General features: G+C 34.8%; 21 protein-coding genes. 10 read left to right on the forward strand and 11 right to left on the reverse strand.

Translation table 11 applies throughout. From position 1 onward, the window contains the following. Positions 1–11 precede the first annotated feature (11 nt). The 6 genes from QZ136_RS06665 to QZ136_RS06690 form a co-directional block, all read right to left on the reverse strand. A complete protein-coding gene (locus tag QZ136_RS06665) occupies positions 12–845 on the reverse strand; it encodes a universal stress protein (protein WP_291401702.1) in 834 nt (277 codons plus the stop codon). 129 nt (positions 846–974) lie between these two features. Then, a complete protein-coding gene (locus QZ136_RS06670; RefSeq protein ID WP_291401705.1) occupies positions 975–1,580 on the reverse strand; it encodes a TIGR04282 family arsenosugar biosynthesis glycosyltransferase in 606 nt (201 codons plus the stop codon). 1,139 nt (positions 1,581–2,719) lie between these two features. Continuing rightward, positions 2,720–3,022, reverse strand: a complete 303-nt coding sequence (locus QZ136_RS06675; protein ID WP_291401707.1) for a helix-turn-helix transcriptional regulator — start codon at positions 3,020–3,022, stop codon at positions 2,720–2,722. Next, a complete protein-coding gene (locus QZ136_RS06680) occupies positions 3,006–3,371 on the reverse strand; it encodes a type II toxin-antitoxin system RelE/ParE family toxin (RefSeq protein WP_291401709.1) in 366 nt (121 codons plus the stop codon). The genes QZ136_RS06675 and QZ136_RS06680 overlap by 17 nt, the downstream gene beginning before the upstream one ends. A 480-nt stretch (positions 3,372–3,851) precedes the next feature. Beyond that, positions 3,852–5,117 (reverse strand): DUF1501 domain-containing protein, encoded by a 1,266-nt coding sequence (locus QZ136_RS06685; RefSeq protein WP_291401711.1) that lies wholly within the window; start codon positions 5,115–5,117, stop codon positions 3,852–3,854. A gap of 13 nt (positions 5,118–5,130) precedes the next feature. Next, a complete protein-coding gene (locus tag QZ136_RS06690) occupies positions 5,131–7,077 on the reverse strand; it encodes a DUF1800 domain-containing protein (protein ID WP_291401713.1) in 1,947 nt (648 codons plus the stop codon). 183 nt (positions 7,078–7,260) lie between these two features. On the opposite strand from QZ136_RS06690, the gene mnmA reads away from it, so the two are divergent. From mnmA to QZ136_RS06725, 7 genes are all read left to right on the forward strand, one after another. Further along, entirely contained in the window at positions 7,261–8,349 is a 1,089-nt protein-coding gene (gene mnmA, locus QZ136_RS06695; RefSeq protein WP_291401715.1) for a tRNA 2-thiouridine(34) synthase MnmA, read from the forward strand. Positions 8,350–8,488: 139 nt separating this feature from the next. Then, entirely contained in the window at positions 8,489–11,077 is a 2,589-nt protein-coding gene (topA, locus tag QZ136_RS06700; protein WP_291401717.1) for a type I DNA topoisomerase, read from the forward strand. Between the two features lie 16 nt (positions 11,078–11,093). After that, positions 11,094–11,498: a hypothetical protein gene (locus tag QZ136_RS06705; protein WP_291401719.1), complete on the forward strand. Its 405-nt coding sequence runs from the start codon at positions 11,094–11,096 to the stop codon at positions 11,496–11,498. A 101-nt stretch (positions 11,499–11,599) separates the two neighbouring features. Further along, positions 11,600–12,247 (forward strand): YceH family protein, encoded by a 648-nt coding sequence (locus QZ136_RS06710; protein WP_291401721.1) that lies wholly within the window; start codon positions 11,600–11,602, stop codon positions 12,245–12,247. 914 nt (positions 12,248–13,161) lie between these two features. Further along, a complete protein-coding gene (locus QZ136_RS06715) occupies positions 13,162–13,887 on the forward strand; it encodes a 3'-5' exonuclease (protein ID WP_291401723.1) in 726 nt (241 codons plus the stop codon). Positions 13,888–13,973: 86 nt separating this feature from the next. Continuing rightward, positions 13,974–16,106: a ribonuclease R gene (gene rnr / locus QZ136_RS06720; protein ID WP_291401725.1), complete on the forward strand. Its 2,133-nt coding sequence runs from the start codon at positions 13,974–13,976 to the stop codon at positions 16,104–16,106. A gap of 180 nt (positions 16,107–16,286) precedes the next feature. After that, the gene (locus tag QZ136_RS06725) at positions 16,287–17,258 is read left to right on the forward strand and encodes a polyprenyl synthetase family protein (RefSeq protein WP_291401727.1); all 972 of its coding nucleotides are present in this window, start codon (positions 16,287–16,289) and stop codon (positions 17,256–17,258) included. 48 nt (positions 17,259–17,306) lie between these two features. Here QZ136_RS06725 and rpmA read toward each other — a convergent pair whose 3' ends face one another. The 4 genes from rpmA to QZ136_RS06745 all read right to left on the reverse strand — a co-directional run bounded on the left by rpmA (position 17,307) and on the right by QZ136_RS06745 (position 20,193). Further along, positions 17,307–17,759, reverse strand: coding sequence for a 50S ribosomal protein L27 (gene rpmA, locus QZ136_RS06730; RefSeq protein ID WP_291401729.1), 453 nt, complete (start codon positions 17,757–17,759; stop codon positions 17,307–17,309). 80 nt (positions 17,760–17,839) lie between these two features. Beyond that, positions 17,840–18,151 carry a 50S ribosomal protein L21 gene (gene rplU, locus QZ136_RS06735; protein WP_291401731.1) on the reverse strand — a complete coding sequence of 104 codons (312 nt, stop codon included), beginning with the start codon at positions 18,149–18,151 and terminating at the stop codon, positions 17,840–17,842. Positions 18,152–18,256: 105 nt separating this feature from the next. Beyond that, positions 18,257–18,763 (reverse strand): hypothetical protein, encoded by a 507-nt coding sequence (locus tag QZ136_RS06740; RefSeq protein WP_291401733.1) that lies wholly within the window; start codon positions 18,761–18,763, stop codon positions 18,257–18,259. 11 nt (positions 18,764–18,774) lie between these two features. Then, on the reverse strand, positions 18,775–20,193 hold the full coding sequence (locus tag QZ136_RS06745) for a cation:dicarboxylase symporter family transporter (protein ID WP_291401735.1): 1,419 nt from the start codon (positions 20,191–20,193) through the stop codon (positions 18,775–18,777). A 65-nt stretch (positions 20,194–20,258) separates the two neighbouring features. On the opposite strand from QZ136_RS06745, the gene QZ136_RS06750 reads away from it, so the two are divergent. The 3 genes from QZ136_RS06750 to QZ136_RS06760 are packed head-to-tail and all read left to right on the forward strand — an operon-like array spanning position 20,259 to position 21,899. Beyond that, positions 20,259–20,777, forward strand: coding sequence for a hypothetical protein (locus QZ136_RS06750; RefSeq protein ID WP_291401737.1), 519 nt, complete (start codon positions 20,259–20,261; stop codon positions 20,775–20,777). A 38-nt stretch (positions 20,778–20,815) separates the two neighbouring features. Beyond that, entirely contained in the window at positions 20,816–21,310 is a 495-nt protein-coding gene (locus tag QZ136_RS06755) for an RNA polymerase sigma factor (protein WP_291401739.1), read from the forward strand. After that, positions 21,297–21,899: a hypothetical protein gene (locus tag QZ136_RS06760; RefSeq protein WP_291401741.1), complete on the forward strand. Its 603-nt coding sequence runs from the start codon at positions 21,297–21,299 to the stop codon at positions 21,897–21,899. Before QZ136_RS06755 ends, QZ136_RS06760 begins: the two co-directional genes overlap by 14 nt. A 1-nt stretch (position 21,900) precedes the next feature. On the opposite strand, the gene QZ136_RS06765 is transcribed toward QZ136_RS06760, so the two are convergent. Next, on the reverse strand, positions 21,901–22,533 hold the full coding sequence (locus QZ136_RS06765) for a hypothetical protein (protein ID WP_291401743.1): 633 nt from the start codon (positions 22,531–22,533) through the stop codon (positions 21,901–21,903). Positions 22,534–22,579 lie beyond the last annotated feature (46 nt).

Raw genomic sequence — 22,579 nt, forward strand, 5'->3', positions numbered from 1 at the left:
AATGATAATTTTTAATTATGCGCAATAAATATGGGCTGTGTTAATGTTTTTATTAATACTTCGGCCGTGCTCTCATTAAAAAATTGTGAGATTGAATTTCGACTATAAGCCCCCATAACAATAAATACATGCTTTTTCCTTAGTAGAAAAGTCATTAATTCATTTTCAGCAATACCCTCAAGAGCAATAAAATTGACATCTAAATAGTGGTTTTTAAGCCACTCTCTCAATTTTCCTAAATCCCTTTGAGGCCAAGAACCAGATTTATTAACTTGAATTATGCTGAGCTTTTTATCAAAATACTCCGGAAATAGGTAGGTAAACTGTTTGATGGCAAAAAGAGAAGATTGTGAGCCATTATATGTAAAAACGAGCTCATCAATGCGCTCAAATGATAGAGGTGAGATAATCACCGGACAAGTAGCTTTATTTAGAATTTCTTTGACACTTTCTGATGGTACTGAGGATACACCGTCTCTTATAGAAAATGCCGCATCAATAACAATCAAATCAGCAAAAGCACTTCCTGTAATTAATTCATTTATAGATAGTTCTAGTTCCAAATAAATATCACTGCAAACTTCATTACTTATACAGCTCTCTTTGAAAAGGTGAATATTGGCTTTAATTTGTTCCTGCTTTGATGGGAGCACATTGGTTTGATAATCCATTTGGGATGGATTGGCAGAATCTTTAATTTCTAAAATATCATCATCATCCAGATTGCCGACATCTAAGAAAATACCATAAACTTTCGACTTAGAAAGTCGTGCTAAATAAAATGCAAATTCAGAAGATCCTTTATCAGGATTGAGTGCATTTAAGACTAAAAAGATTGTTTTCATCCTTCATTTTTTATTAAAAATATGGATGTTGAAAATTGATTTACATGATCATAATCAAGCACTTAGCTGATAAACATTGATCAATTTCGTATAAGGAAATTTAAGAAAATATTATTAGAGATAATTAAATTATTGCTGTTTATCGAAAGGTCCTAAATCAAATGCATCATCAATATCATTCAATTTTGGCAATAGATAATAGGATAATTGAAGTCTTTTGAAATCATTAATAGTTTCCTTAGCCACCTCATCTGTACTCCATTTTTTATTGACGAAAAGCTCAGGAATTAATTTTTTTAGTCCGAGTAAATAGTAGCCTCCATCTTGCGCGGGACCAAAAACTGCATCATTTTTATTAAGATGGGATATTGCTTCTTCTAAAACTGAGCTATTCAGTTCAAAACAATCACAACCAATTAGAATTACTTGAGAAAAACCTTCTATAAATAACTCATTAATAGCATTTTGCATGCGCTCACCAAGATCATTCCCTCTCTGAAGTCGCTTTCCAAAATCCGCCCCCGACCAAAGGTCTTCTTGTACAATTTCGTCAGCATAAAACACAAATTTCTTACATTTTAGTCCCTTAGTAAAGTCAAATGTATGTTTTAGCAATAAAATATAGATTTCTAATGCCCTATCATCCCCTATAACCATGGCTAGGCGAGTTTTTACCTTACCATGGACTGGATTACGAACAAAAATGATTAGAGCCGTAGAATCAATTAACTTCATACCTCTTTAGAAATTGTAGCGCCACAACCTGAACCAGCACCAACTTACATCCAAAACAACGTTGTTTTAGAACAGTTTGGCTAAATTGAACTAAATTAATGTCAAAAACGCTGATGTGGATAGAATTTTCGCTAGATACCTTTAAATCAAGCATCTGATTAATTCGCAATCATAAAGATATTCATACCGTCCCACAGAAATTGTATTCCCGGAGATGAGATTTTGTAACGTCGCGGGTTAAAAGCGGCTATCAGTTTATTCATATATAATTAAAGTCGAATGCTTTCCTTGCTCTAAATAATCTAAAACTGTCAGATTTAATGCTTTGGCGGATCTTAATGTAGGTAAATACGGAGGATTATCCTGACTTTTTTCATTAAAAAACGTCACCGAAATTAAAATATCAAAAATAAATAAACCGCATTTATTCAAAATTAATAAGCCTATAAAGATTAATCGAATCGTTAATTTATGATATCAATTATGAATTGATTTAAAAGATATTTATTTAATCAAATAGAATAAAATTTATGTGTATATTTATTTTAAACAATTAATATTTTATACTTTGAATAGGTTCAGGTGCTTGACTTCTTTTGATCTCAGCACTGTAGTTGTATTAAATAAATCATAAAATTAATCTTGTATTTTTCATTGAAGATAAAGCAAGAGGTGTTGAACATGATGGAACTATACTAAAATCAAGACTATGAGATCAATTTCTTTTTTAGGTATGTCATTAACTGAAATTATCATTTTAATCATTATTATGATAATTTTAGTAATAGCTGTAAGATTGATATTAAAAACTAAACCCTTACAAATACCTTGGCTGATATTTATAATTATTGTACCAATACTCGGAGCTTTACTTTATATCTTATTTCGATTTTGGAAAGAAATTAAAATACATTTAAGAGCTTGTTTACTCAAACTGAATGAAGATTCGCAATAGCGGATCTCAAGATTGGTAAATATGTAGGAGTTTCCTTGATCCTATCCCAGATTTTTATGAGTTAAATTTAATATCCAATTCCAAACGACCGCCAAAGCCTAATTCAATAATTCTTTGATTGTTGAAATACGAGCCTCTTTGATGTTATTCTAGATTTTTGAGATGTGAGACTTAGATAATAAACTTACTGTATCGTAAAATTTACTTTCCTTCCAAGACCAAACTCAATAAGTTTAAAAAGTGTCGAAAGTTGAATATCACTATGTCCATTTTCAATACGAGAAATAAAACTTTTCTTCGCTCCAATTTTATCCGCTAGTTGCTCTTGAGTCATATGAGCCAACTTTCTTTCTTCTTTTATAAGTTCACCAATTGCAAATGACTTGGCTTTGATTTCAAAGTTAATTCTCTCATTTGTTCCAGTTTTACCATATCTTTCATCAAGATGTTGAGCAAAAGTTTTAATATTTTTATTTTTTGTTTCCATTTTTAAATTCCTTTTGATTATTTAAATATTCGTCCATTATTTTTTCGGCCTTTATCAATTCTTTCGTTGGTATTTTCTGAGATTTCTTTTGAAATCCATTAAATAGAATCACTAGGTTACCCTTATCAAAACAGCAAAATATCCTGAATATGTTACCTTCATATTCAATTCGAATTTCAAAAAGCCCCTTTTTACCTTCTATGCTTTTGAAAAATTTACTTGGAATACGTTCAAGAATGGTAATCATAAATAGCACTTCGTCTATCTTTTCCTTTATTTTATCGGTTAAAGTTTCGAAAAAGTCGTTGAAGTAATCTTTATAAAAAACAATTTCTCTAATGATTTTCATTATTCAAAGTTAACGAATAATGGAACAACTTTTAAATAAATTTCAATAATTTTTATTTATTTTTCTACAAAAAAATTAATCTTTAATTATAAAATCTTTTTCGTTTTTAGAATTCTAAAACACACAAAAAACAAAGTAATAAATGCTGAACAGATTTACAAAAAAGGAGTCTCTCGACTCCCCTCCCCATAATATACAAAACAAATAACAGATTTAATAATCCTACAAAGAAAATCGGATTTGGAACTGCTCCTTGTTCTTTGTTCTAATCAATTTCAGACAGTTGCGAGTTGTCAGTTATTATTTATCAGGCTACCAACATTCTAAATCATTTTTCTATGTTTTAATCCAATTAGCCTCACCAAAATCACAATAATCAAATAAATCATGGTTCAGAAAATTTTTTGTCAGAAAAACAACATCTTAAAACCTGCTCACTGTTCTTAATCCTTGTTCTTTGCTCCTTATTCCTCCTACCCTCTACCTCATCACCCCAATTCCCTTCCCTTCAAAACCAGGAAATAAAACTTGATTTTTATTAGAAATCAATAGATGTTTTTCGGCAACTTCCGAGAACACACTCCTAAAATCTGTGGTGACAGCTAAATCGCGGCCATCCTCCAAATTTTCGATAGCTAAAGGTGCAACCTTACCATGAACTAGTCCGCCATGTACATCATTCCCAAGAATAAAATTACAAGAAGCACGACCATGGTCTGTTCCACCCGTACCATTTTGCTTCACCGTTCTGCCAAATTCAGTCATAGTCATTACTGTCAGATCATCTTGATAATGAGCCATATCGGTCCAGAACGCCATGATACTCATACTTAAATCAGTCACATTTCTAGCAAACACTCCATTTTCAGCACCTTGATTAAAGTGGGTATCCCAACCTCCTGACTCTGCAAAAGCAAGCTCCAACCCCACATCCATTTTAATTAATTGGGCAATTTGCTTTAAAGAATTTCCTAAAGGACTATTTGGATAAAGGGCATTATTTGCTGGCTTATAATTCTTTGTATCAACAGACTTCAACATTTTGATGGCCTCAAAACTCTCCTTGCCGGTAGATTTTAGCAATCCTGCTGATGTTTGATCGTATAATTCTTCAAAACTTTGTGATACCTTATTGGTATTCATCTGATTAGCTCGCAGTTGAATATTAAAATCTTGAAGGTTACTGATGGATAAAGAAGGTATTTCACCGTAAAATGATCGTGGCATGGCATTCGTTAAGCTCACAGATTGAAATGGAGTTGCTTCATGCCCTAAAAGTCCCGCAGCACGGTTCAACCAACCACTCGATGTTCCTTTGTTAAAGGGTGTCCCCGATTCCATGTAATCTTGAGCATCAAAATGGGAACGTGTATTATTGGGCGATCCCATCCCATGCACTATTGCCAAACGATTCTCTCGAAAAACAGATTCAAAAGCGCGCATGGCGGGGTGAAGGCCAAAACGACCGTCTAAATCGATAAGTGGATTATTGTTTCCTACTTTCACCGGACTCATAAACAATCCCGCTCGTGCAGCTTTGAGGTATTGATCTTCAAATGGCATCACAGCCATCAGTCCATCCATTGCCCCACGTTGAAAAATAGAAACCAATATTTTCTTCCGCTTAAAAAGCTTGGGTGCCTCTATCAATTCGGCTGCCTGAGCCATAAAAGTGGGAATTCCGCCAATTCCTATCCCAAATAAGGAGAGTCCGCCGGCCTTTAAAAATGCTTTTCTAGATATCATATCGTATATCTTATTATTTACGTTGAAATTCTGGAGATCCTAAAATTAATCCGACAACCTGAGCCAACATGTTATCCCCTGCCATTTTCACAGAATTATTCACTTTTTTATCAGTAATTTTTTCATTCATCATTAAATCATCATCCTCATTTACAACATCTTGCATTTTATTGTTTTGGGATGCAGCAGTTTCTACCTTTTTAATCAAATCGGGATCATTTAACATCGACTTCAAACGCTCAATGGTTTTATCAAGATTTCGCTCCGGCATAATGAGCTTACTATAACTCATCAGGGCAGCTTCCGAACTTTCAGGCTCATGATTATTATTCAAGGCCAAAAGATCGAATTTAATACCCGGAATTCGCTGAGAAGCCAAAGCCAAGCCAAAATTCATTCTATTTAGCAAGGAACCGGTATTAATCCAAAATTGCCCCTTATCGGGAAAACCCGTAGGCGCTTGATAATAATACATTTTCTGCCCCATTTTGCTAATCCACGTATTTAATTGATTGGGCTGTTTGATATCCGCATTTAGGCTGCGCACTGCACTCATCGCCAACTCGAATGGAGATTTTGTTTTTTCTCTTAATGCCTCTTTCGACCAAAATTCGGGCGAAGTTACCATGCTCAGCAAGACCTCCGAAATATTACCATTCTTCTCATTAAAGGTTGCCGACATTCTCTCTACCAGCGCTTCCGAGGGATTATCACTCACAAAACGCACGGCCAATTTCCGGGAGATAAATTTAGCTGTAGATGGATGTTGAGCAAGCATGTTTAAAAGCTCTACCCCTTCTTCATAGCCTCTATTTGCAGGAAAAACCTTTCCTAGAACAGTTTTTGAGCCACGGTCATGTCGGTTGGCAGCAAACATAAAATCACCTTCAAAAACGAAACCTCTTTTCTTGAGATTGTCCTCCCCTGCTTTTTCAATCATTTTCTTTAATGGAGCACCATAAGCATTCTCCATAGGTACTACAGACCAGCCGGTAAGAATGCGGGCGGCTTGAGTCACATCCAACTGGCTATAACCTCCATCAACACCCAAAGTATGTAATTCCATTACCTCGCGGGCATAGTTCTCATTCAATCCCTGGTTTTTTTTGTTTTCCTGTAATTTAGATACAATTTGAGCTCGCATAGAGGTGCTATCCCCCATTTGCATTGCAGCATTTGTAGGCATTTGTTTTTGAATTTTGCCATTTTGAGGCTTTCTTGTATTTTCTAATGTTCCAGAACTACTAAAATTATCTAAAAAGAAGAGCATGGCAGGCGATTTTGCCGTAGCTATTAATAATTCCGAAAATTGACCAAATACATGCGGACGAATCACATCGCGTTCATAAGCCGGAATATATTCGGCACTAATATTTTTTGTAATGGAGACATTGAAATGGTTAAACCAGAAATCTGTTAAAACCTCCTTCAATTGATTATTACTGTATGCGGCTCTTAAAATTTTTTGGTTGATTAATTGCCTAAAAAGGTCTGCCTGTGGCTTGTAGCCCTTCTCAAGCATGTAAGCCGCAATTTGCTCCCGGTATTTCTTACGATCTGAAAGATTAACCGAATCTTTATGAATTACCCCATCACGTATTGCCCAGCGCAAAACCTGTGCATTTTTAGGATAAATTTTAATGACCTCTGCATTGCTAAGATTTAAAGCATCATAAGAACTCAACATTTTTTCTAGACGCTCATCCTTCTGATTGGCAGCCAATTGCTGTGTAAACCATTTTTCTAAACCTATTTTTAACACTTTATCGATATCTCCAGGCTTCTGACCAAAAGAAAATCGATTTAATAAATGCGCAGCAGCTTCACGATCTGTTAATCCCGCATTTTTATATGGGAATTTAATTGCTGCTGGACTAGGTTTTATATAAGCGGCAAACAAAATCCCACAAAAAGCAAGCAAAAAGGGCAGAACAAAAATTTTAAGAATAGATTTATTCATGATTATCGGTCGATTTATATATCAGACTAATAAAGATAGCAAAGGATTAAATAGAAGGTATTATTTATTTAAATGGTTTAATTTGAGTGATTATTTACCCACACTTGACTGTACACCCACCAGATTATTTAATAAAGCCGTATCTTTGCAAAAATTTAAGAAGCATAATTCTAATATATATCAATGAGCAAAAGAGGTAGGGTTTTGGTTGCCATGAGTGGCGGAGTAGACAGTTCGGTGGCAGCAGTGATGCTTCACGAGCAGGGCTATGAAGTGATAGGCTTAACCATGAAAACCTGGGATTATGCTTCTTCTGGTGGTTCATCCAAAGAAACAGGTTGTTGCAGCCTTGATAGTATTAATGATGCTCGTGCACTCGCCGTGGCTTACGGTTTTCCTCATTATATTTTAGATATCAGAAGCGAGTTTGGTGATTTTGTTATCGATAATTTCGTAGATGAATACCTATCGGGAAGAACTCCAAATCCTTGCGTTTTATGTAATACCCATATCAAATGGGAAGCTTTATTGAAGCGTGCCGATAAACTTGATTGTGAATTTATAGCTACAGGACATTATGCCAATATTCGTCTTCAGGATAGTGGCAGATACGTAATTTCTAAAGGAAAAGATGAGCATAAAGATCAATCCTACGTACTTTGGGGCGTTTCTCAAGAAAATTTAGCTCGTACACAATTCCCATTAGGCAGTTTCGCGAAATCCGAAATTAGACAGATGGCCTTGGATATGGGTCAGTTTGATTTGGCCAACAAATCTGAAAGTTATGAGATTTGCTTTGTTCCTGATAATGATTACCGTGCTTTCCTTAGAAATAAAGTAGAAGACCTTGATGAGCGAATCGGGCCTGGAAATTTCATGCTTAGTGACGGTACCATTGCCGGAAAACATCAAGGTTATCCTTATTATACCATTGGGCAGCGTAAAGGTTTAGGAGTTGCTTTTGGTCATCCCATGTTTGTAACCCGAATTTTACCTGAAAGTAATACGGTCATGCTCGGCACTATCGAAGAACTTGAGCAATCTGAAGCCCTTGTACGAAATTTCAATCTGGTAAAATATGAAAGTATTACCCAACCATTGGATGCAGTAACTAAGATTAGATACAAAGATTCTGGCGCTATGAGTACGCTAATTCAAGAAGGTGATAAAATCAAAGTTAATTTCCATCATGCTGTTTCGGGTATCGCTCCCGGACAATCGGCAGTTTTTTATGAAGGGAATGATTTGCTCGGCGGAGGTTTTCTTGTATAATTTCTTACACAGAAAGGATACACATCATAGAGTTTTCTCTAAAAATTAAACAATTTTGACAAATTTGAGGCATTCTATGGCTTCCCTATTTGTCAATCCCTTTAATAATACCTTTATTTGCATATTATCTCTGAATTGAATGGCTAAAAATTTACTAATCGTTGAGTCCCCGGCTAAGGCCAAAACAATCGAAGGCTACCTAGGCAAAGATTTCCTAGTAAAATCAAGTTATGGGCATATTCGCGACCTGATAAAAACGGATGATGCAATCGATGTAAGCCACAATTTTGAACAACGCTATGAAGTTCCAGCCGATAAAAAGGCGGTTGTTAACGAATTAAAGAAATTAGCAAAAGATGCAGAAATGGTATGGCTAGCATCCGATGAGGACCGCGAGGGAGAGGCTATTTCATGGCATTTATTCGAAACTTTAGGGCTTAAAGAGGATAAAACCAAGCGTATTGTTTTTCATGAGATAACTAAAAATGCCATCCTAAAAGCCATTGAAACACCAAGAACCATCGATTACAATCTAGTTTATGCGCAACAAGCGCGTCGTGTATTAGACCGACTCGTTGGTTTTGAATTATCACCAGTCCTGTGGAAAAAAGTTAAACCTTCCCTATCCGCAGGTCGTGTACAGTCGGTTGCCGTACGTTTAATTGTTGATAGAGAGCGTGAAGTAAATAAGTTTTCTGCAACAGCAGCTTTCAAAGTTGTTGCCATATTTTATACTGATAAACAAAAGGAAGTATTTCGTGCAGAACTACCCGAACGTTTCGAGAAAGCTCCAGAAGCAGAAAAGTTCTTAAATGACTGTATTAATGCTATTTACACGGTAAGAAGCCTCGAAACAAGACCTACTAAAAGGAGTCCCGCAGCACCATTTACCACCTCTACTCTTCAACAGGAAGCGAGTAGAAAATTAGGTTTTTCGGTAGCTCGAACCATGCAAGTAGCTCAGAAATTATACGAAAGCGGAAAAATAACCTATATGCGTACCGATTCGGTAAACTTATCGGATACAGCTTTAAATGCCGCTGCAGCGGAAATAAAATCTGCTTACGGCGAAAAATATCATCAATTAAGAAAATTTAAAACTAAGTCGGCAGGTGCTCAAGAAGCACACGAAGCTATTCGCCCAACCTATTTTGAACAACACAGCATTAGTGGCGATTCTTCAGAACAGCGCTTATACGATTTAATTTGGAAGCGCTCTATTGCTTCTCAAATGGCTGAGGCAAACTTTGAAAAAACAACTGCCAAAATCAGCATTTCTACACGTAGTGAAGAATTTATTGCTAATGGAGAAGTGATGAAATTTGATGGATTCCTTAAAGTTTATATGGAGTCGAGCGATGAGGATGAAAGTGAAATCAACCTTGATGAAGATAATGATAATTCTATCCTTCCTCCTCTAACACAAGGTCAAACTCTTAACTTACGCGAAATGAACGCCACCGAGCGTTATTCTCGTCCTCCAGCACGTTATACTGAAGCTAGTCTGGTAAAAAAATTAGAAGAGCTTGGCATCGGCCGACCATCAACCTACGCTCCTACCATTTCTACGATCCAAAATCGTGGTTATGTGGTTAAGGAAGAACGCGAAGGCAAACAGCGTGAATTTCAGGTAATTAGCTTGAAAGACGGTCAGATAAAGCTTGCTACAAAGACCGAAAATACCGGAGCAGAAAAGAATAAATTATTCCCAACCGATATTGGTGCCGTTGTAAACGATTTCTTAGTTGAACATTTCAAAGGTATTGTTGATTTTAACTTCACCGCTAAAGTGGAGAAAGAATTTGATGAAATAGCTCAGGGATTGAAAAACTGGACGGAAATGCTCCGTACATTTTATGACCCTTTCCATGTTGAAGTAGAAACAACACTCCTAAATGCCAATCGTGCTAGTGGTGAGCGTGAATTAGGCTTCGACCCTGAAACAGGCAAGAAAATATCAGTTCGCATTGGCCGCTATGGACCATTTGTCCAAATTGGCGAATCTGCTGAAAATGAGGAAGATGAGAAGCCTAGATATGCAAGTTTGCGTTCGGGCCAAATGATTGAAAGTATCTCTTTAGAGGATGCGCTAGATCTTTTCAAACTACCATTTCAATTAGAAAATTATCAAGGCAAAGAATTAAGTGTTGGCGTTGGTCGCTTTGGGCCTTATATCAAATGGGGAGAAAGTTTCATTTCTCTACCTAAAGGTGAAGACCCTCTAGCAGTAAATTTAGAGCGTGCTATCGAAATTATTGATGAGAAACAATTGGCTGATGCTCCTATTGCTCATTTTGAAGGCTTGCCCGTAACTAAAGGTAAAGGACGTTTCGGACCATTCATTAAATGGAATGATCTTTACATAAATGTTCCTGTACGTTATAATTTTGATCATCTTGGTGAGGCCGAAATTAATGAGTTAATCAGCAAAAAGGTTGAAAAAGAGTCGAATCGTTTCATCCAGCAATGGCCAGCAGAAAAAATTGCATTAGAAAATGGACGTTGGGGACCATTCATTCGTTTTGGGAAACTGATGTTGAAATTGGGTAAAAATCCAGCCACGAAAGACAAATATACTGCAGAGGAATTATCGGAATTGCCAATAGAAACAGTAAAAAAGCTAATTGAAGAGCAAATTCCTGATGCATTTACTGCAAAAGCGAAAAAAACAAGCAAAAGTGCATCTGCAAAGAAAAGTCCAGCGAAACGTCTTGTAAAAGCTAAATAATATTTTTTGAGTTTAGATGAAGACAGATTTACCGGAAAATATTGTTGAGCACGTTTCCATTGCCATCGTTTTAGATTCGGCAACACCCGAGGCAAAGCTTTGGAAGGTGTATTTGATCAACTTAAAAGATCAAGCCTTAGAAACAGTTTTAATCAGTTCTAAAGGTTATGGCGAAAAAGATGGAGAAAAGATAAAAACATCTGTTTTACGCCATTCACTAGGCAATGTTGAAGCAAAATCATTTATACAAATTGAACTAATTGATGAACAGGTATTTGGATTAACCAACGAATATTGGTTAAGTTTTTATCTGGGAAACCAAATTTATGATAAGAAATTCATCTTCGTACCAGAAAGCATTGTAGAAACTAATATGATCAGAATACCCCTCTTAAATAAAGCCGGGGTAATGATTGGCTAATATAAAATCAATATTAATTCTTTAATTTATATCTTTAAAAGAATAATTTTATTACTTTAATTAAAATTATTAATTCAAAATTCAGATTATACATTTGAAAAATGGAATCAAATCAAACACTACCTATTTTAAGTGCTGAAGAGCAGCGCGTACTTGGATCCTTAATAGAAAAAAGCAGAACAACTCCAGACTATTATCCAATGTCATTAAATGGATTACAATCTGCATGTAATCAAAAAACATCTAGATCCCCTATTGTACAATATGATGAAGAAATAATTGTCAAAACTTTAGATTCTTTAAAGAAAAAGGGATTAGTTTCAACGGTGACTGGTGGGACTGGTAGGGTTGTTAAATTCAAGCATAATTTAGGCATTGTTTTTCCATTAGTTCCTTCAGAACTATCAATTATTTGCATTTTATTATTAAGAGGCGCACAAACAGCAGGCGAATTAAATACAAATTCTGGCCGATTATATGAATTTGACTCGCTTGATGAGGTTCAAAGTACCCTTGAAAAACTTAGAGAAGGCGATGCACCATTTGTTAAGGTTTTAGAGCGTCGTCCGGGACAAAAAGAGGTACGTTATGTTCATCTTTTAGGAGATGTTCCAGAATATGTGGCAGAGCCTGGTAGCAATTTAAATTCAGCCTCCATGGAGATGCTTGAAAGTAGAGTTGAAACCTTAGAAAAAGAGCTCTCTGAACTTAAAGATGCTTTTAATAAGTTAATGGCAGAGCTTAGCTAGGCAGTTAACCATTTAATAGTCACTAAGCCTTCTGAATAATTGATTAGAGCAATTAATCTATCCTTTAGATTTTAAATATTTTTGCTTTTATTCCTTCCTAGTTAAATAAAATATCTCCCAGTAATTTAATAAACATTGGGAGATATTTCCCAGTCTCAATTGGAGCTTTCATTTTTAGAAATCATTTATTTTATTGTATATTTAATGAAATAAGATTATTCTACATTAAAACGCTATCAAATACAATTGCCTCATGGCAAATTAAGAATCTAAGTTTATTTAGATTTAATTCAGCTTTGCTCACTAAGCGCTCTATCACATTCATTCATAAAAATAAACCTGAAAAATCATTTCATCAAAACGAAATTTAAAACCATCAATGAAAAATTTTAAAATATCAGAATTAGTGATTTTGGCAATCACCATTTTATTAATCTTCGTTTCCGAATATTATTATCTTTTTGAGCACAATATTGAGAAAGCAATTTTTATAGGATTATGGCCACCCACTATTTTGGGATTATTAATTTATATAAACATTAAAACAAAGAAGTAAATGGAAAATTTAGATATATCGATTTTAACCTCAATTCTTGCTATCGCTTTCTTGGTATTTCTTGTGGCAACGTACAAAGACTTTAAAATAACTGACATTAATCAAAATGACAATTCCAATCAAGGCGAATAATTACCCAAAAATTAGATAATAAATCAATGCTTTCATTTTAAATTATAAGTCATTTTCTAATTGATTATTCTAATAAAATGAATTTATGCTAGAGTAAAAATTCAAGCTTATTCTATTTTCTTCAAATTAAGAATCAAATACGTTCATTGGGATAAAACCACCTTTTACTCATTAAAATATTAAATTTGCATGGAATGTATTAGCTTAACATTCAGAAAAAATCTTTATGTTAGAAAACATTGATCTGCAACAAGTTATGGTACTCGATATTGAAACGGTACCACAATATCCATCATTTAATGAATTGCCGACAGAATTTCAGCAATTATGGGATCAAAAAACAAGGTTCCAACGTCGGGATGGTGAAACACCAGCAGAATTTTATGCTCGCGGAGGCATATTAGCTGAATTTGGCAAGATTATCTGTATCTCTGTCGGTATTTTCTCTACTAAAACAGAAAAGCTTAATCTTCGTGTAAAATCTTTTTATGGGGATAATGAAAAAGATGTTTTACAATTATTTATCGATCTTCTCAAAAAACAATCCGATAGCCTTATTTTATGCGCGCACAATGGAAAAGAATTTGATTTCCCCTATTTATGCCGTAGAATGCTCATTAATGGATTGAAAATACCAGTTCAACTTAATCTTCATGGGAAGAAACCATGGGAAATTATGCATCTTGACACCATGGACTTATGGAAATTCGGAGATTTTAAAAATTATACCTCACTCAAGCTTTTAGCCGCTGTCTTTGGAATCCCAAGTCCCAAAGATGATATAGACGGCAGTATGGTTAATGAGGTGTATTGGAAAGAAAATAATTTAGAGCGAATTAGAACCTATTGTGAGAAGGATGTAATCACCACAGCAAGAATTTTGCTTAAATTTAAATCAGTCGTAAGCCTTCCCGACGAGCAAATTACCATTGTAAGCGAAAATTCAGCCTAAACAAAGCTGTCATTCTTATGTTATCAAATTGTTAGGATGGCTTGTATTTATCTGCAAAGCCTTATCTTAGAGCAAATCAGTAAAAAATGTCAAAAAAGAAATCAAATAGCTTTAACCTGGTACTCAACAAACTCATCACCGATGTATTTGAAAAATCAGGCAATAAGCCACTGAATTATAAACAGGTTGCTTCAAAATTAAACCTCCATGATGATGAATCTAGAGCATTAATTTTAGAGATCCTAAAAGAAGAAACAAAAAAAGGAGTTTTAAATGAGCCTGAAAAGGGCAAATTTTTACTGAAGCAATTAAAGACTTTTGTAACGGGTAAGGTTGACATGACCTCCGATGGATCAGCTTATATTGTTAGTGAAGATGAGTTTGAAGAAGATATTTATGTTGCCCCAAGAAAACTGCGCAATGCCCTTCATGGGGATATGGTGAAGGTTTATGTTTACGCTAAAAATAAAGGTCGCAAGAAGGATGGTGAGGTAGTTGAGATATTGCAAAGGGCAAAAATGGATTTTACAGGCATTGTAAATCTATCCGATCGCTTTGCATTTTTCATTCCTGATGATCGTAAAATGCTTCACGATATTTTTATCCCAATTGATAGCTTGAAGGGTGCAAAAGATAAGGATAAAGCCATTGCAAGAATTGTAGATTGGCCTGAGGATGCAAAAAACCCAATCGGTCAGATCACGCATGTTTTAGGAAAACAAGGCGAGAACAACGCTGAAATGAATGCCATTTTAGCTGATTATGGCTTCCCTCTAGCCTTTCCTGATGAAGTTGAAAAGCAAGCAGAAGCCATTGAAGAAATTATCTCTTCAGAAGAAATTGCAAAGCGAAGAGATTTCAGAAATGTTCTAACTTTTACCATCGACCCAATTGATGCAAAAGATTTTGATGATGCAATTTCATTCAGAAAGCTTGATAATGGCCATGTTGAGGTTGGAGTACATATTGCTGACGTATCTCATTATGTAAAACAAGGAACAGCACTTGATAAAGAAGCTTTTGAAAGAGGCACATCGGTTTATCTAGTAGATAGAGTGATTCCTATGCTCCCTGAGCGACTTTCAAACGGTTTGTGTTCACTTAGACCAAATGAGGATAAATTATGTTTCTCGGCCGTATTTGAGCTTGATAATGAAGCTAATGTAATTGAACAATGGTTTGGCCGGACAATCATTCACTCTGACACTCGATTTAGCTATGAAGATGCTCAAGAAATTTTAGAAAATAAAAGTGGCAAACACAGTGAAGAGCTTCTCAAATTAAATGAATTGGCTTATATCTTAAGAGAACGAAAATTTAAACATGGGGCCATTAGCTTTGAAAGTGTTGAAATTAAATTTCGATTAGATGATCAAGGGAAACCTTTAGGTGTTTACGCTAAGGAGCGTAAAGATGCCCATAAACTTATTGAAGATTTTATGTTGCTTGCCAATAAAAAAGTGGCTGAATTTATAGCAAAAAAAGGTAAGGGAAAGCAAAAACTGACTTTTGTGTATCGTTCACATGATTCGCCAAAAGAAGATGCCTTATTAAATTTTTCACAATTTGCGATGAAATTTGGCTATAAAATCGACACAAGCTCAGGTAGAGAAACTGCCAAATCACTCAATTTTTTAATGGCCGATGTAGAAGGTAAGAAAGAGCAGAATGTGTTAACGCAACTGGCAATCAGGTCTATGGCTAAGGCGGTTTATACCACAAAAAAACATAGCCATTATGGTTTAGCATTCGATTATTATACCCATTTCACCTCTCCTATTCGCCGTTATCCGGATGTAATGGTCCACCGACTTTTAGAACTTTACCTGGCAGGTGGAAAATCCGTTTCTGAAGAAGAGTATGAGAAATACTCTATGCATTCATCCCAAATGGAGAAAAAAGCTGCCGATGCAGAACGTGCGTCAGTAAAATATAAACAAGCAGAATTTCTTCAGAGTAATATTGGAATGGAGTATAATGGTATCATCTCTGGACTTACAGAATGGGGAATGTATGTTGAAATTATTGAAAATAAATGTGAGGGAATGATACGTTTACGCGATTTAAATGATGATTTTTATGTTTTAGACGAGAAAAATTATTGCATTATCGGACAAAGACGTAAAAAGAAATATCAGCTTGGGGACGAAGTAAAAATCTTGGTTAAAAAAGTTGATTTAGCTAAACGCCAGATAGATTTTAGTTTAATTCGTGAGTAATTAATATTGAATTTTAAAACAATTTAAAAGCCGATTCTATTTAAAGAGTCGGTTTTTTTGATTCAAAACCTCAATAAATAAAACAATAATTTGATTGTAAGAATCACATAAGTATATTTCTATCTTTTAAAAACAGATGAGGTATTTTTACTAATTTTGTTATAATCCTATACCTAATAAATGCATTCAATAGAACAACTCCAAAGCCTAGTTAACAAGGCAATAAACGATACAAAATACACTGAAGAACCAGCTGAACTCTATGAGCCAATTAGCTATTTGATGCAATTAGGTGGAAAACGAATGCGTCCTGTATTAGTTTTAGTATCTACAGAACTATTTGGAGGTCAGGTTGAAAAGGCCCTAGATGCTGCAATTGGTATTGAGATCTTCCATAATTTTACACTTATGCATGATGATATCATGGATAAAGCTCCAATTAGGCGAGGCAAAGCAACTGTTCATGTAAAATGGAATGAAAGTGCTGCAATTCTATCTGGTGATGTAATGTTTGTTGAAGCCTATAAACTGATGATCAAAGTGGAGGATTCCATTTTAAGGGATGTATTAGCCATATTCAGTGATACCGCTTCTGGAGTCTGCCAAGGTCAACAAGCCGACATGAATTTTGAAAGCAGAAATGATGTTAGTCTGGCAGAATATCTAGAGATGATCCGACAAAAAACGGCAGTATTACTTGCTGGGAGCATGCAAATTGGTGCCCTGATTGGAGGAGCAGCAAAAGATCAGGCAGAATTATTATATGAGTTCGGTGAAAATTTAGGTTTAGCCTTTCAATTACAAGATGACATTTTGGATGTTTATGGAGATCCGGAAAAATTCGGAAAACAGGTTGGAGGAGATATACTTTCGAATAAAAAAACCTTCATGCTTATTAAGGCAAAGGAATTGGCTACCGGCAATATTGCAGACGAGTTAAATCAATGGATAGAAACGAATGATAATCCTACAGCTAAGGTTGAGGCTATTACCAATATTTACAATCAATTGAAAGTCAGGAAATTGGCTGAAAGTGTAATGGAAGACTATGTTCAAACAGCACTTTACGCTTTAGATAAGATTGAAGTTAAAAGCGACAAAAAGAACCTTTTAAGAGGTTTTGCGGAGCAATTATTAATTAGAGAACAATAAAAAAAGCCCTAATTTTCATTAGGGCTTTCATCAAATTATATTTTAATTTTATGCTTCTTCCGAAGGAGCAGCGCTATCATCAGCTTTCTTCTTTGCAGCTGGCTTTGCAGCAGCTTTAGGTGCAGCTGGTTTAGCAGCAGCCTTCTTTGCAGCTGGTTTTGCCGGAGCTTCTTCAGTTGCAACAGCTTCAGCCTTTGGAGCAGCAGCTTTCTTTACTTTTGCAGGTGCTGCATCTTCAACAACAGCAGCTCTTGGAATGATAGAAACATATGATTTATCATCAGACTTCTTTCTGAAGAACACAGTACCATCAATTAAAGCAAATAATGTATGGTCTTTTCCAATTCCAACATTTTTATCAGGGTGGTGTTTTGTACCGCGCTGACGCACGATAATGTTTCCTGCAATTGCAGCCTGACCACCGAAGATCTTAATACCTAAACGTTTGCTATGCGACTCGCGTCCGTTTCTGGAACTACCGGCTCCTTTTTTATGTGCCATTTTATTTTCTTATTTATGAATTGATAAACAATTCAGGATTTTAAACTTTAGACAAATTGATTTACGAAAAATCGTAAAACTTATAGAGTAATTTTAGTAATCTCTATTTTAGTGAACTGCTGACGGTGTCCGTTCTTTTTCTTGTAGCCCTTACGACGCTTCTTTTTGAAAACGATCACTTTATCACCCTTTAAATGAGACAGTATTTTAGCAGTAACTTTAGCTCCCTTCAATGCATCAGCACCGATAGAGAATTTACCATTGTTTTCAGCTAATAATACGTTGTCAAATTCAATACTAGCGCCTTCTTCTCCTTGTAACCTGTGTACAAAAAGATATTGGTCTTTAGCAACTTTGAATTGCTGTCCGGCTATATTTACTATTGCGTACATTATTAATATATTTTTTTAAATGAGGTGCAAATATAAGCAATTATTTTAAATAATAAAAGGCTTTTGAAAATCTGTATAATAAATATGATGTTTCAAAGTCCCAATTTAGTCCTGATCCCGATCTCTTACATCATTAATCATATTGCTTACTTCGGTAATCAAGTTTTTTGCAGCATCATTTAACTTTGGATCTTTGTTATACCCAGTGTCAAAATTTATAAACTTTGTTTTATTCTTATATTTAAATTCTAAATAATAATGTGGTAGTTTCGCTGATTGTCCATCAGCATTCTCTCCTACTATTTGTTCCGGAAAATTCCAAAATCCTAATTCAGCTGCTTTTCTATGTAAATACAAGAAATCATCTTTACGAAGTTTTACTTTAGTTTTAACCAAAGAATCTCTACTATTCACATATTGATAATATCCAGTCTTGGAATCATATTGATTCACCAAACTATCCCCTAAGCCGTATTTAAAGCTAATTGATTCGAAATCAGAAAACCGATAAGGAGCGTTCTTAACCATAATGGAATAATAATAAACCATATAAATTAGAAACGGCAATATAATACAAACACCTAAAAATATCTTTTTCCCTTTATCACTCATCTTTTTAAAATTTAATGTTTCTCTATTTGATCTTCCAGTTTATGGATTCTGTTTTCATTTGGTTCTTCCAAATCATCTACTGGCGGATTAAATTCACCTTCCCACTTAGCGATTACAACAGTTGCAAGGCAATTTCCAATAACATTTACTGATGTTCTAGCCATGTCCATTAACTCATCAATACCTAAAATGATAAAAATTGGCCAAACTGGCATTCCGAAAGAAGCAGCAGTACCTAAAAGTATTACTAAAGATGCACGTGGCACTCCTGCAACTCCCTTACTGGTAAGCATTAAGGTAAATACAATCAATAACTGTTGTCCGAAAGTTAAAGGCATACCAGCTGCTTGAGCCACAAATATTGCTGCTAGAGCTAAATAAAGCGTAGTTCCATCTAAATTAAAGCTATATCCAGTTGGCATAACAAAGGCAACAATTTTACGAGGAACACCAATTCTTTCCATGGCTTCCATCGCTCTAGGAAGAGCGGCTTCAGAGCTAGTAGTAGCAAAAGCTATTGAAACAGGCTCAGCAATGGCTTGAAGGAATTTCTTGATTGGAACTTTTATAATCAAAGCAATTGGGAGTAAAATACCGATCAAAAAGACGAATAAAGCCACATAAAGAGTTAATAATAATTGGAATAGATTTACTAAAATACCTAATCCCATATGACCAACAGTATAAGCAATGGCAGCACCTACCCCTATTGGAGCGAAATACATAATGATATTAGTAAACTTAAACATCACCTCTGAGAGACTCTCAGTTGCTTTTAACATCGGTTGACGTTTATCTTCACGAACCATTGCCAATGCAATTCCAAATATGATACTGAAAATAACAATTTGTAAAACCTGACCTTCAGCAATTGATTTTGCAATATTCTCAGGGAAAATATGCAAAATAATATCATTAAATGTTTGTGGAGCAACCTTTTCAAGCTCCTCATGAGCACCTGGAGGCAGTGTAATGCCCATACCTGCTTTCGAAATATTAATTGCTGCCAAGCCAATAAATAAGGCTATGGTAGTCACAACTTCAAAATAAAGTATTGATTTCCAACCCATTCTACCAACTTGCTTCAAATCTGAATGTCCTGCAATACCAAAAACAAGGGTCGCAAACAATAATGGAGCAATAATGGTCTTAATCATTTTTAAGAATACCTTACTTAAAACTTGAAGCTTCACTCCTATTTCAGGAAAGTCGTTTCCAATTTCGGCACCTACAACCATTGAGATTAATATCCAAGTGGTAAGCGACTTCTTTTTAAGTCCGTATAAGAATAAACCCGCGATTGCTAGCCACCTAGAGAACATAAGTGCTACATCAGGAATAGCAATAATATTATAATGATCTAAGAAAGTAAGTAATGCAGAAAATGTGACTGCAATTAATGCAACGATTCCAAAATTTTTAAATTTCATAATATATGGTTAGCGTAATGAACAAAAGTAATTAATTAGATTTACCAAGCAAACGAAACAAGCACATGAAGCCAGAAAAATTAAGTGATTTAAAAAAAACATTATCGCGACTTAACACTTCCGAGCTTACAGAAATTTGTTGGAGGCTTGCTAAATATAAAAAGGAAAACAAAGAGTTGCTCAATTATCTGCTTTTTGACGCACTGGAGCCAATGAAATATGCTGAAGATGTAAAAACTTTCTTGACTGCAGATTTCGAAAGTATGCAGAAGCATTATTTCTACAGCACAAAAAGCCTAAGGAAAATTATTCGATTAATGAACCGATATGCCAAATATACCGGCTCAAAGCAGGTAGAAATTGAGTTAGCAATATGGTTTTGCAACAATTATCTTAATTATGTAGATTTAAAAACAAGCCATAAACCATTGCAAGCCCTATTAAATCGACAATTTGAAAAAATCATCAAGTTAATGGATAAACTCCATGAAGATCTTCAATTTGATTATCAACAAGAATTCGAACAATTGATAATTAATGCCGAGAAAAAGGCAAAATGGATTAATAAAAACGAATATTTGTAACAAAACAGTCGAATTTCAATCTAACAGAAAAATAAGGTTTGAGCAAAGAGTCGCTTTTTAAGGAAATTTTTGAGGCCAACTCCAAAAAGATATATCATTTATGTTATGGATATACTGGAGATGATGAGTCGGCGAATGACCTCATGCAAGAAACCTTCATGAAGGTCTGGCAAAATCTTGATAAATTCAGAAATCAAGCATTAATTTCTACTTGGATTTATCGTATTGCAGTAAATACTTGTCTCTCCTATTTACGCGTTGAAAAAAGGCATCCTAAAGACGAGCTCACCGATAATATTATAGAGACAAAAGGCGAAGAGATTTCAGAAAAAAACGAGCAAATTTCTTCTTTATATAAGTGTATTGCTCAACTTGAAGAAAATGAGCGTATTATCATCACCATGGTATTAGATGAGTTACCATATGCTGAAATTGCAGCAATCTCAGGCATCTCTGAGGGAAACCTTCGAGTGAAGATTCATCGTATAAAACAAAAACTGACTGAAATTTATAATAAGTATGAAAGATTTTGAAGCATTGAAAGTTATCTGGCATAACCAGATTACGCTGCCGAAAGTCAGTCACGAAGATGTATTTAAAAAAATACGAAAAGCAAAAAATGGGCTTTCGAGAAGGCTGCTAATTGAAATTATTGGCATGTGCATAGCTACAATAGCAATCTTATCTATTTGGTGGATTATACCATTTACAATGTGGACCACCCATCTCGCCATTATCATATTTTTAGCATGCTGCCTATATTATATAATTGCAATGATTGGCAATTACCAACAAATAAACTATGATAAATTAATAAATAAGCCTGAAGATTATATCAATTATTTAAAAGCATACAAAGAAAAAAGGTATGTATTAAACACCCGAAAATACAGGCTTTACTCCATATTTTTGAGCCTTGGTTTTTTACTTTACTTTGTTGAAATGTCCTTTTTAATGCCACAATGGCTAACAATTTTAGCTCTGGTACTAACATTCTCTTGGATAGCTTATTCTTCTTTTGTATTAATGAGAATTTATATCAAAAGAGAAGAATCTAAACTAGAAGGTATGATTCACAACTTGGAGCGAATACAAAAGCAGTTTGAGGATAATGATTTGTAGATTATTTCTTTTGAGCTTCTTTTGTCTCTTCTTTTAACTCCTTGAATTGAAAATTATTATTTCTCAAAACATATTCAATTTTACGAATCTCGCCAGTTTTTGTTCCTGTTGAATCATTCTTATTGTAAATTGGAAATTGACGCAATAATTTACCGTCCTTAATATAAACGGAGTCATTACCACGATAACCCTCACTTAATGAGGTGCTTAATTCAGGAAAACGCAATTGTTGATTGGAACCATTATCAGCATATTCATAGATATACATGCTCAAATAGGAACCCTTTCCCTCTCCTTTTGCATGAATATATAATTCAGGATTTCCATCAGAATCGAGATCCATATCCCAAGCATCCATTATTTTACCATCAAGCTCACCAGCAACAGAGCGATAATTTAATTGTGTAGAGTCTGATCTCAATATTAAATATCCTCCTACCGAACTAGAACCTCGTCCCCAACTAACAATATCCAAGGTTAAGCCCGGTCTAACTTCAATAGCTTTATGAAAACGAAAAGGTTGCATTATCTTCTTCACAACAGGCTTTACTTCTTCCTTAGGCTCTTCAGTTCCACAGCCAAATAATAAGACAATTGCTAAAAATAACAAGGGAAAAATCGATTTTACATTCATTGTATGCTTTTTATATTATGGTTTAGGATGTTAAACAAATTTAACA

It is taken from the genome of Daejeonella sp. (assembly GCF_017495225.1).
Taxonomy (GTDB): Bacteria; Bacteroidota; Bacteroidia; order Sphingobacteriales; family Sphingobacteriaceae; genus Daejeonella.

Excerpts from the sequence above, each read along its gene's own strand:
- QZ136_RS06740 (WP_291401733.1), bottom strand. The coding sequence starts at position 18,763 with ATGAGTGATAAAGGGAAAAAGATATTTTTAGGTGTTTGTATTATATTG.
- QZ136_RS06685 (WP_291401711.1), bottom strand. The coding sequence starts at position 5,117 with ATGATATCTAGAAAAGCATTTTTAAAGGCCGGCGGACTCTCCTTATTT.
- QZ136_RS06670 (WP_291401705.1), bottom strand. The coding sequence starts at position 1,580 with ATGAAGTTAATTGATTCTACGGCTCTAATCATTTTTGTTCGTAATCCA.
- QZ136_RS06715 (WP_291401723.1), top strand. The coding sequence starts at position 13,162 with ATGTTAGAAAACATTGATCTGCAACAAGTTATGGTACTCGATATTGAA.
- QZ136_RS06725 (WP_291401727.1), top strand. The coding sequence starts at position 16,287 with ATGCATTCAATAGAACAACTCCAAAGCCTAGTTAACAAGGCAATAAAC.
- QZ136_RS06710 (WP_291401721.1), top strand. The coding sequence starts at position 11,600 with ATGGAATCAAATCAAACACTACCTATTTTAAGTGCTGAAGAGCAGCGC.
- QZ136_RS06665 (WP_291401702.1), bottom strand. The coding sequence starts at position 845 with ATGAAAACAATCTTTTTAGTCTTAAATGCACTCAATCCTGATAAAGGA.
- QZ136_RS06765 (WP_291401743.1), bottom strand. The coding sequence starts at position 22,533 with ATGAATGTAAAATCGATTTTTCCCTTGTTATTTTTAGCAATTGTCTTA.
- QZ136_RS06680 (WP_291401709.1), bottom strand. The coding sequence starts at position 3,371 with ATGAAAATCATTAGAGAAATTGTTTTTTATAAAGATTACTTCAACGAC.
- QZ136_RS06745 (WP_291401735.1), bottom strand. The coding sequence starts at position 20,193 with ATGAAATTTAAAAATTTTGGAATCGTTGCATTAATTGCAGTCACATTT.
- QZ136_RS06750 (WP_291401737.1), top strand. The coding sequence starts at position 20,259 with ATGAAGCCAGAAAAATTAAGTGATTTAAAAAAAACATTATCGCGACTT.
- QZ136_RS06690 (WP_291401713.1), bottom strand. The coding sequence starts at position 7,077 with ATGAATAAATCTATTCTTAAAATTTTTGTTCTGCCCTTTTTGCTTGCT.
- topA (WP_291401717.1), top strand. The coding sequence starts at position 8,489 with ATGGCTAAAAATTTACTAATCGTTGAGTCCCCGGCTAAGGCCAAAACA.
- rpmA (WP_291401729.1), bottom strand. The coding sequence starts at position 17,759 with ATGGCACATAAAAAAGGAGCCGGTAGTTCCAGAAACGGACGCGAGTCG.
- QZ136_RS06760 (WP_291401741.1), top strand. The coding sequence starts at position 21,297 with ATGAAAGATTTTGAAGCATTGAAAGTTATCTGGCATAACCAGATTACG.
- mnmA (WP_291401715.1), top strand. The coding sequence starts at position 7,261 with ATGAGCAAAAGAGGTAGGGTTTTGGTTGCCATGAGTGGCGGAGTAGAC.
- QZ136_RS06675 (WP_291401707.1), bottom strand. The coding sequence starts at position 3,022 with ATGGAAACAAAAAATAAAAATATTAAAACTTTTGCTCAACATCTTGAT.
- rplU (WP_291401731.1), bottom strand. The coding sequence starts at position 18,151 with ATGTACGCAATAGTAAATATAGCCGGACAGCAATTCAAAGTTGCTAAA.
- QZ136_RS06705 (WP_291401719.1), top strand. The coding sequence starts at position 11,094 with ATGAAGACAGATTTACCGGAAAATATTGTTGAGCACGTTTCCATTGCC.
- rnr (WP_291401725.1), top strand. The coding sequence starts at position 13,974 with ATGTCAAAAAAGAAATCAAATAGCTTTAACCTGGTACTCAACAAACTC.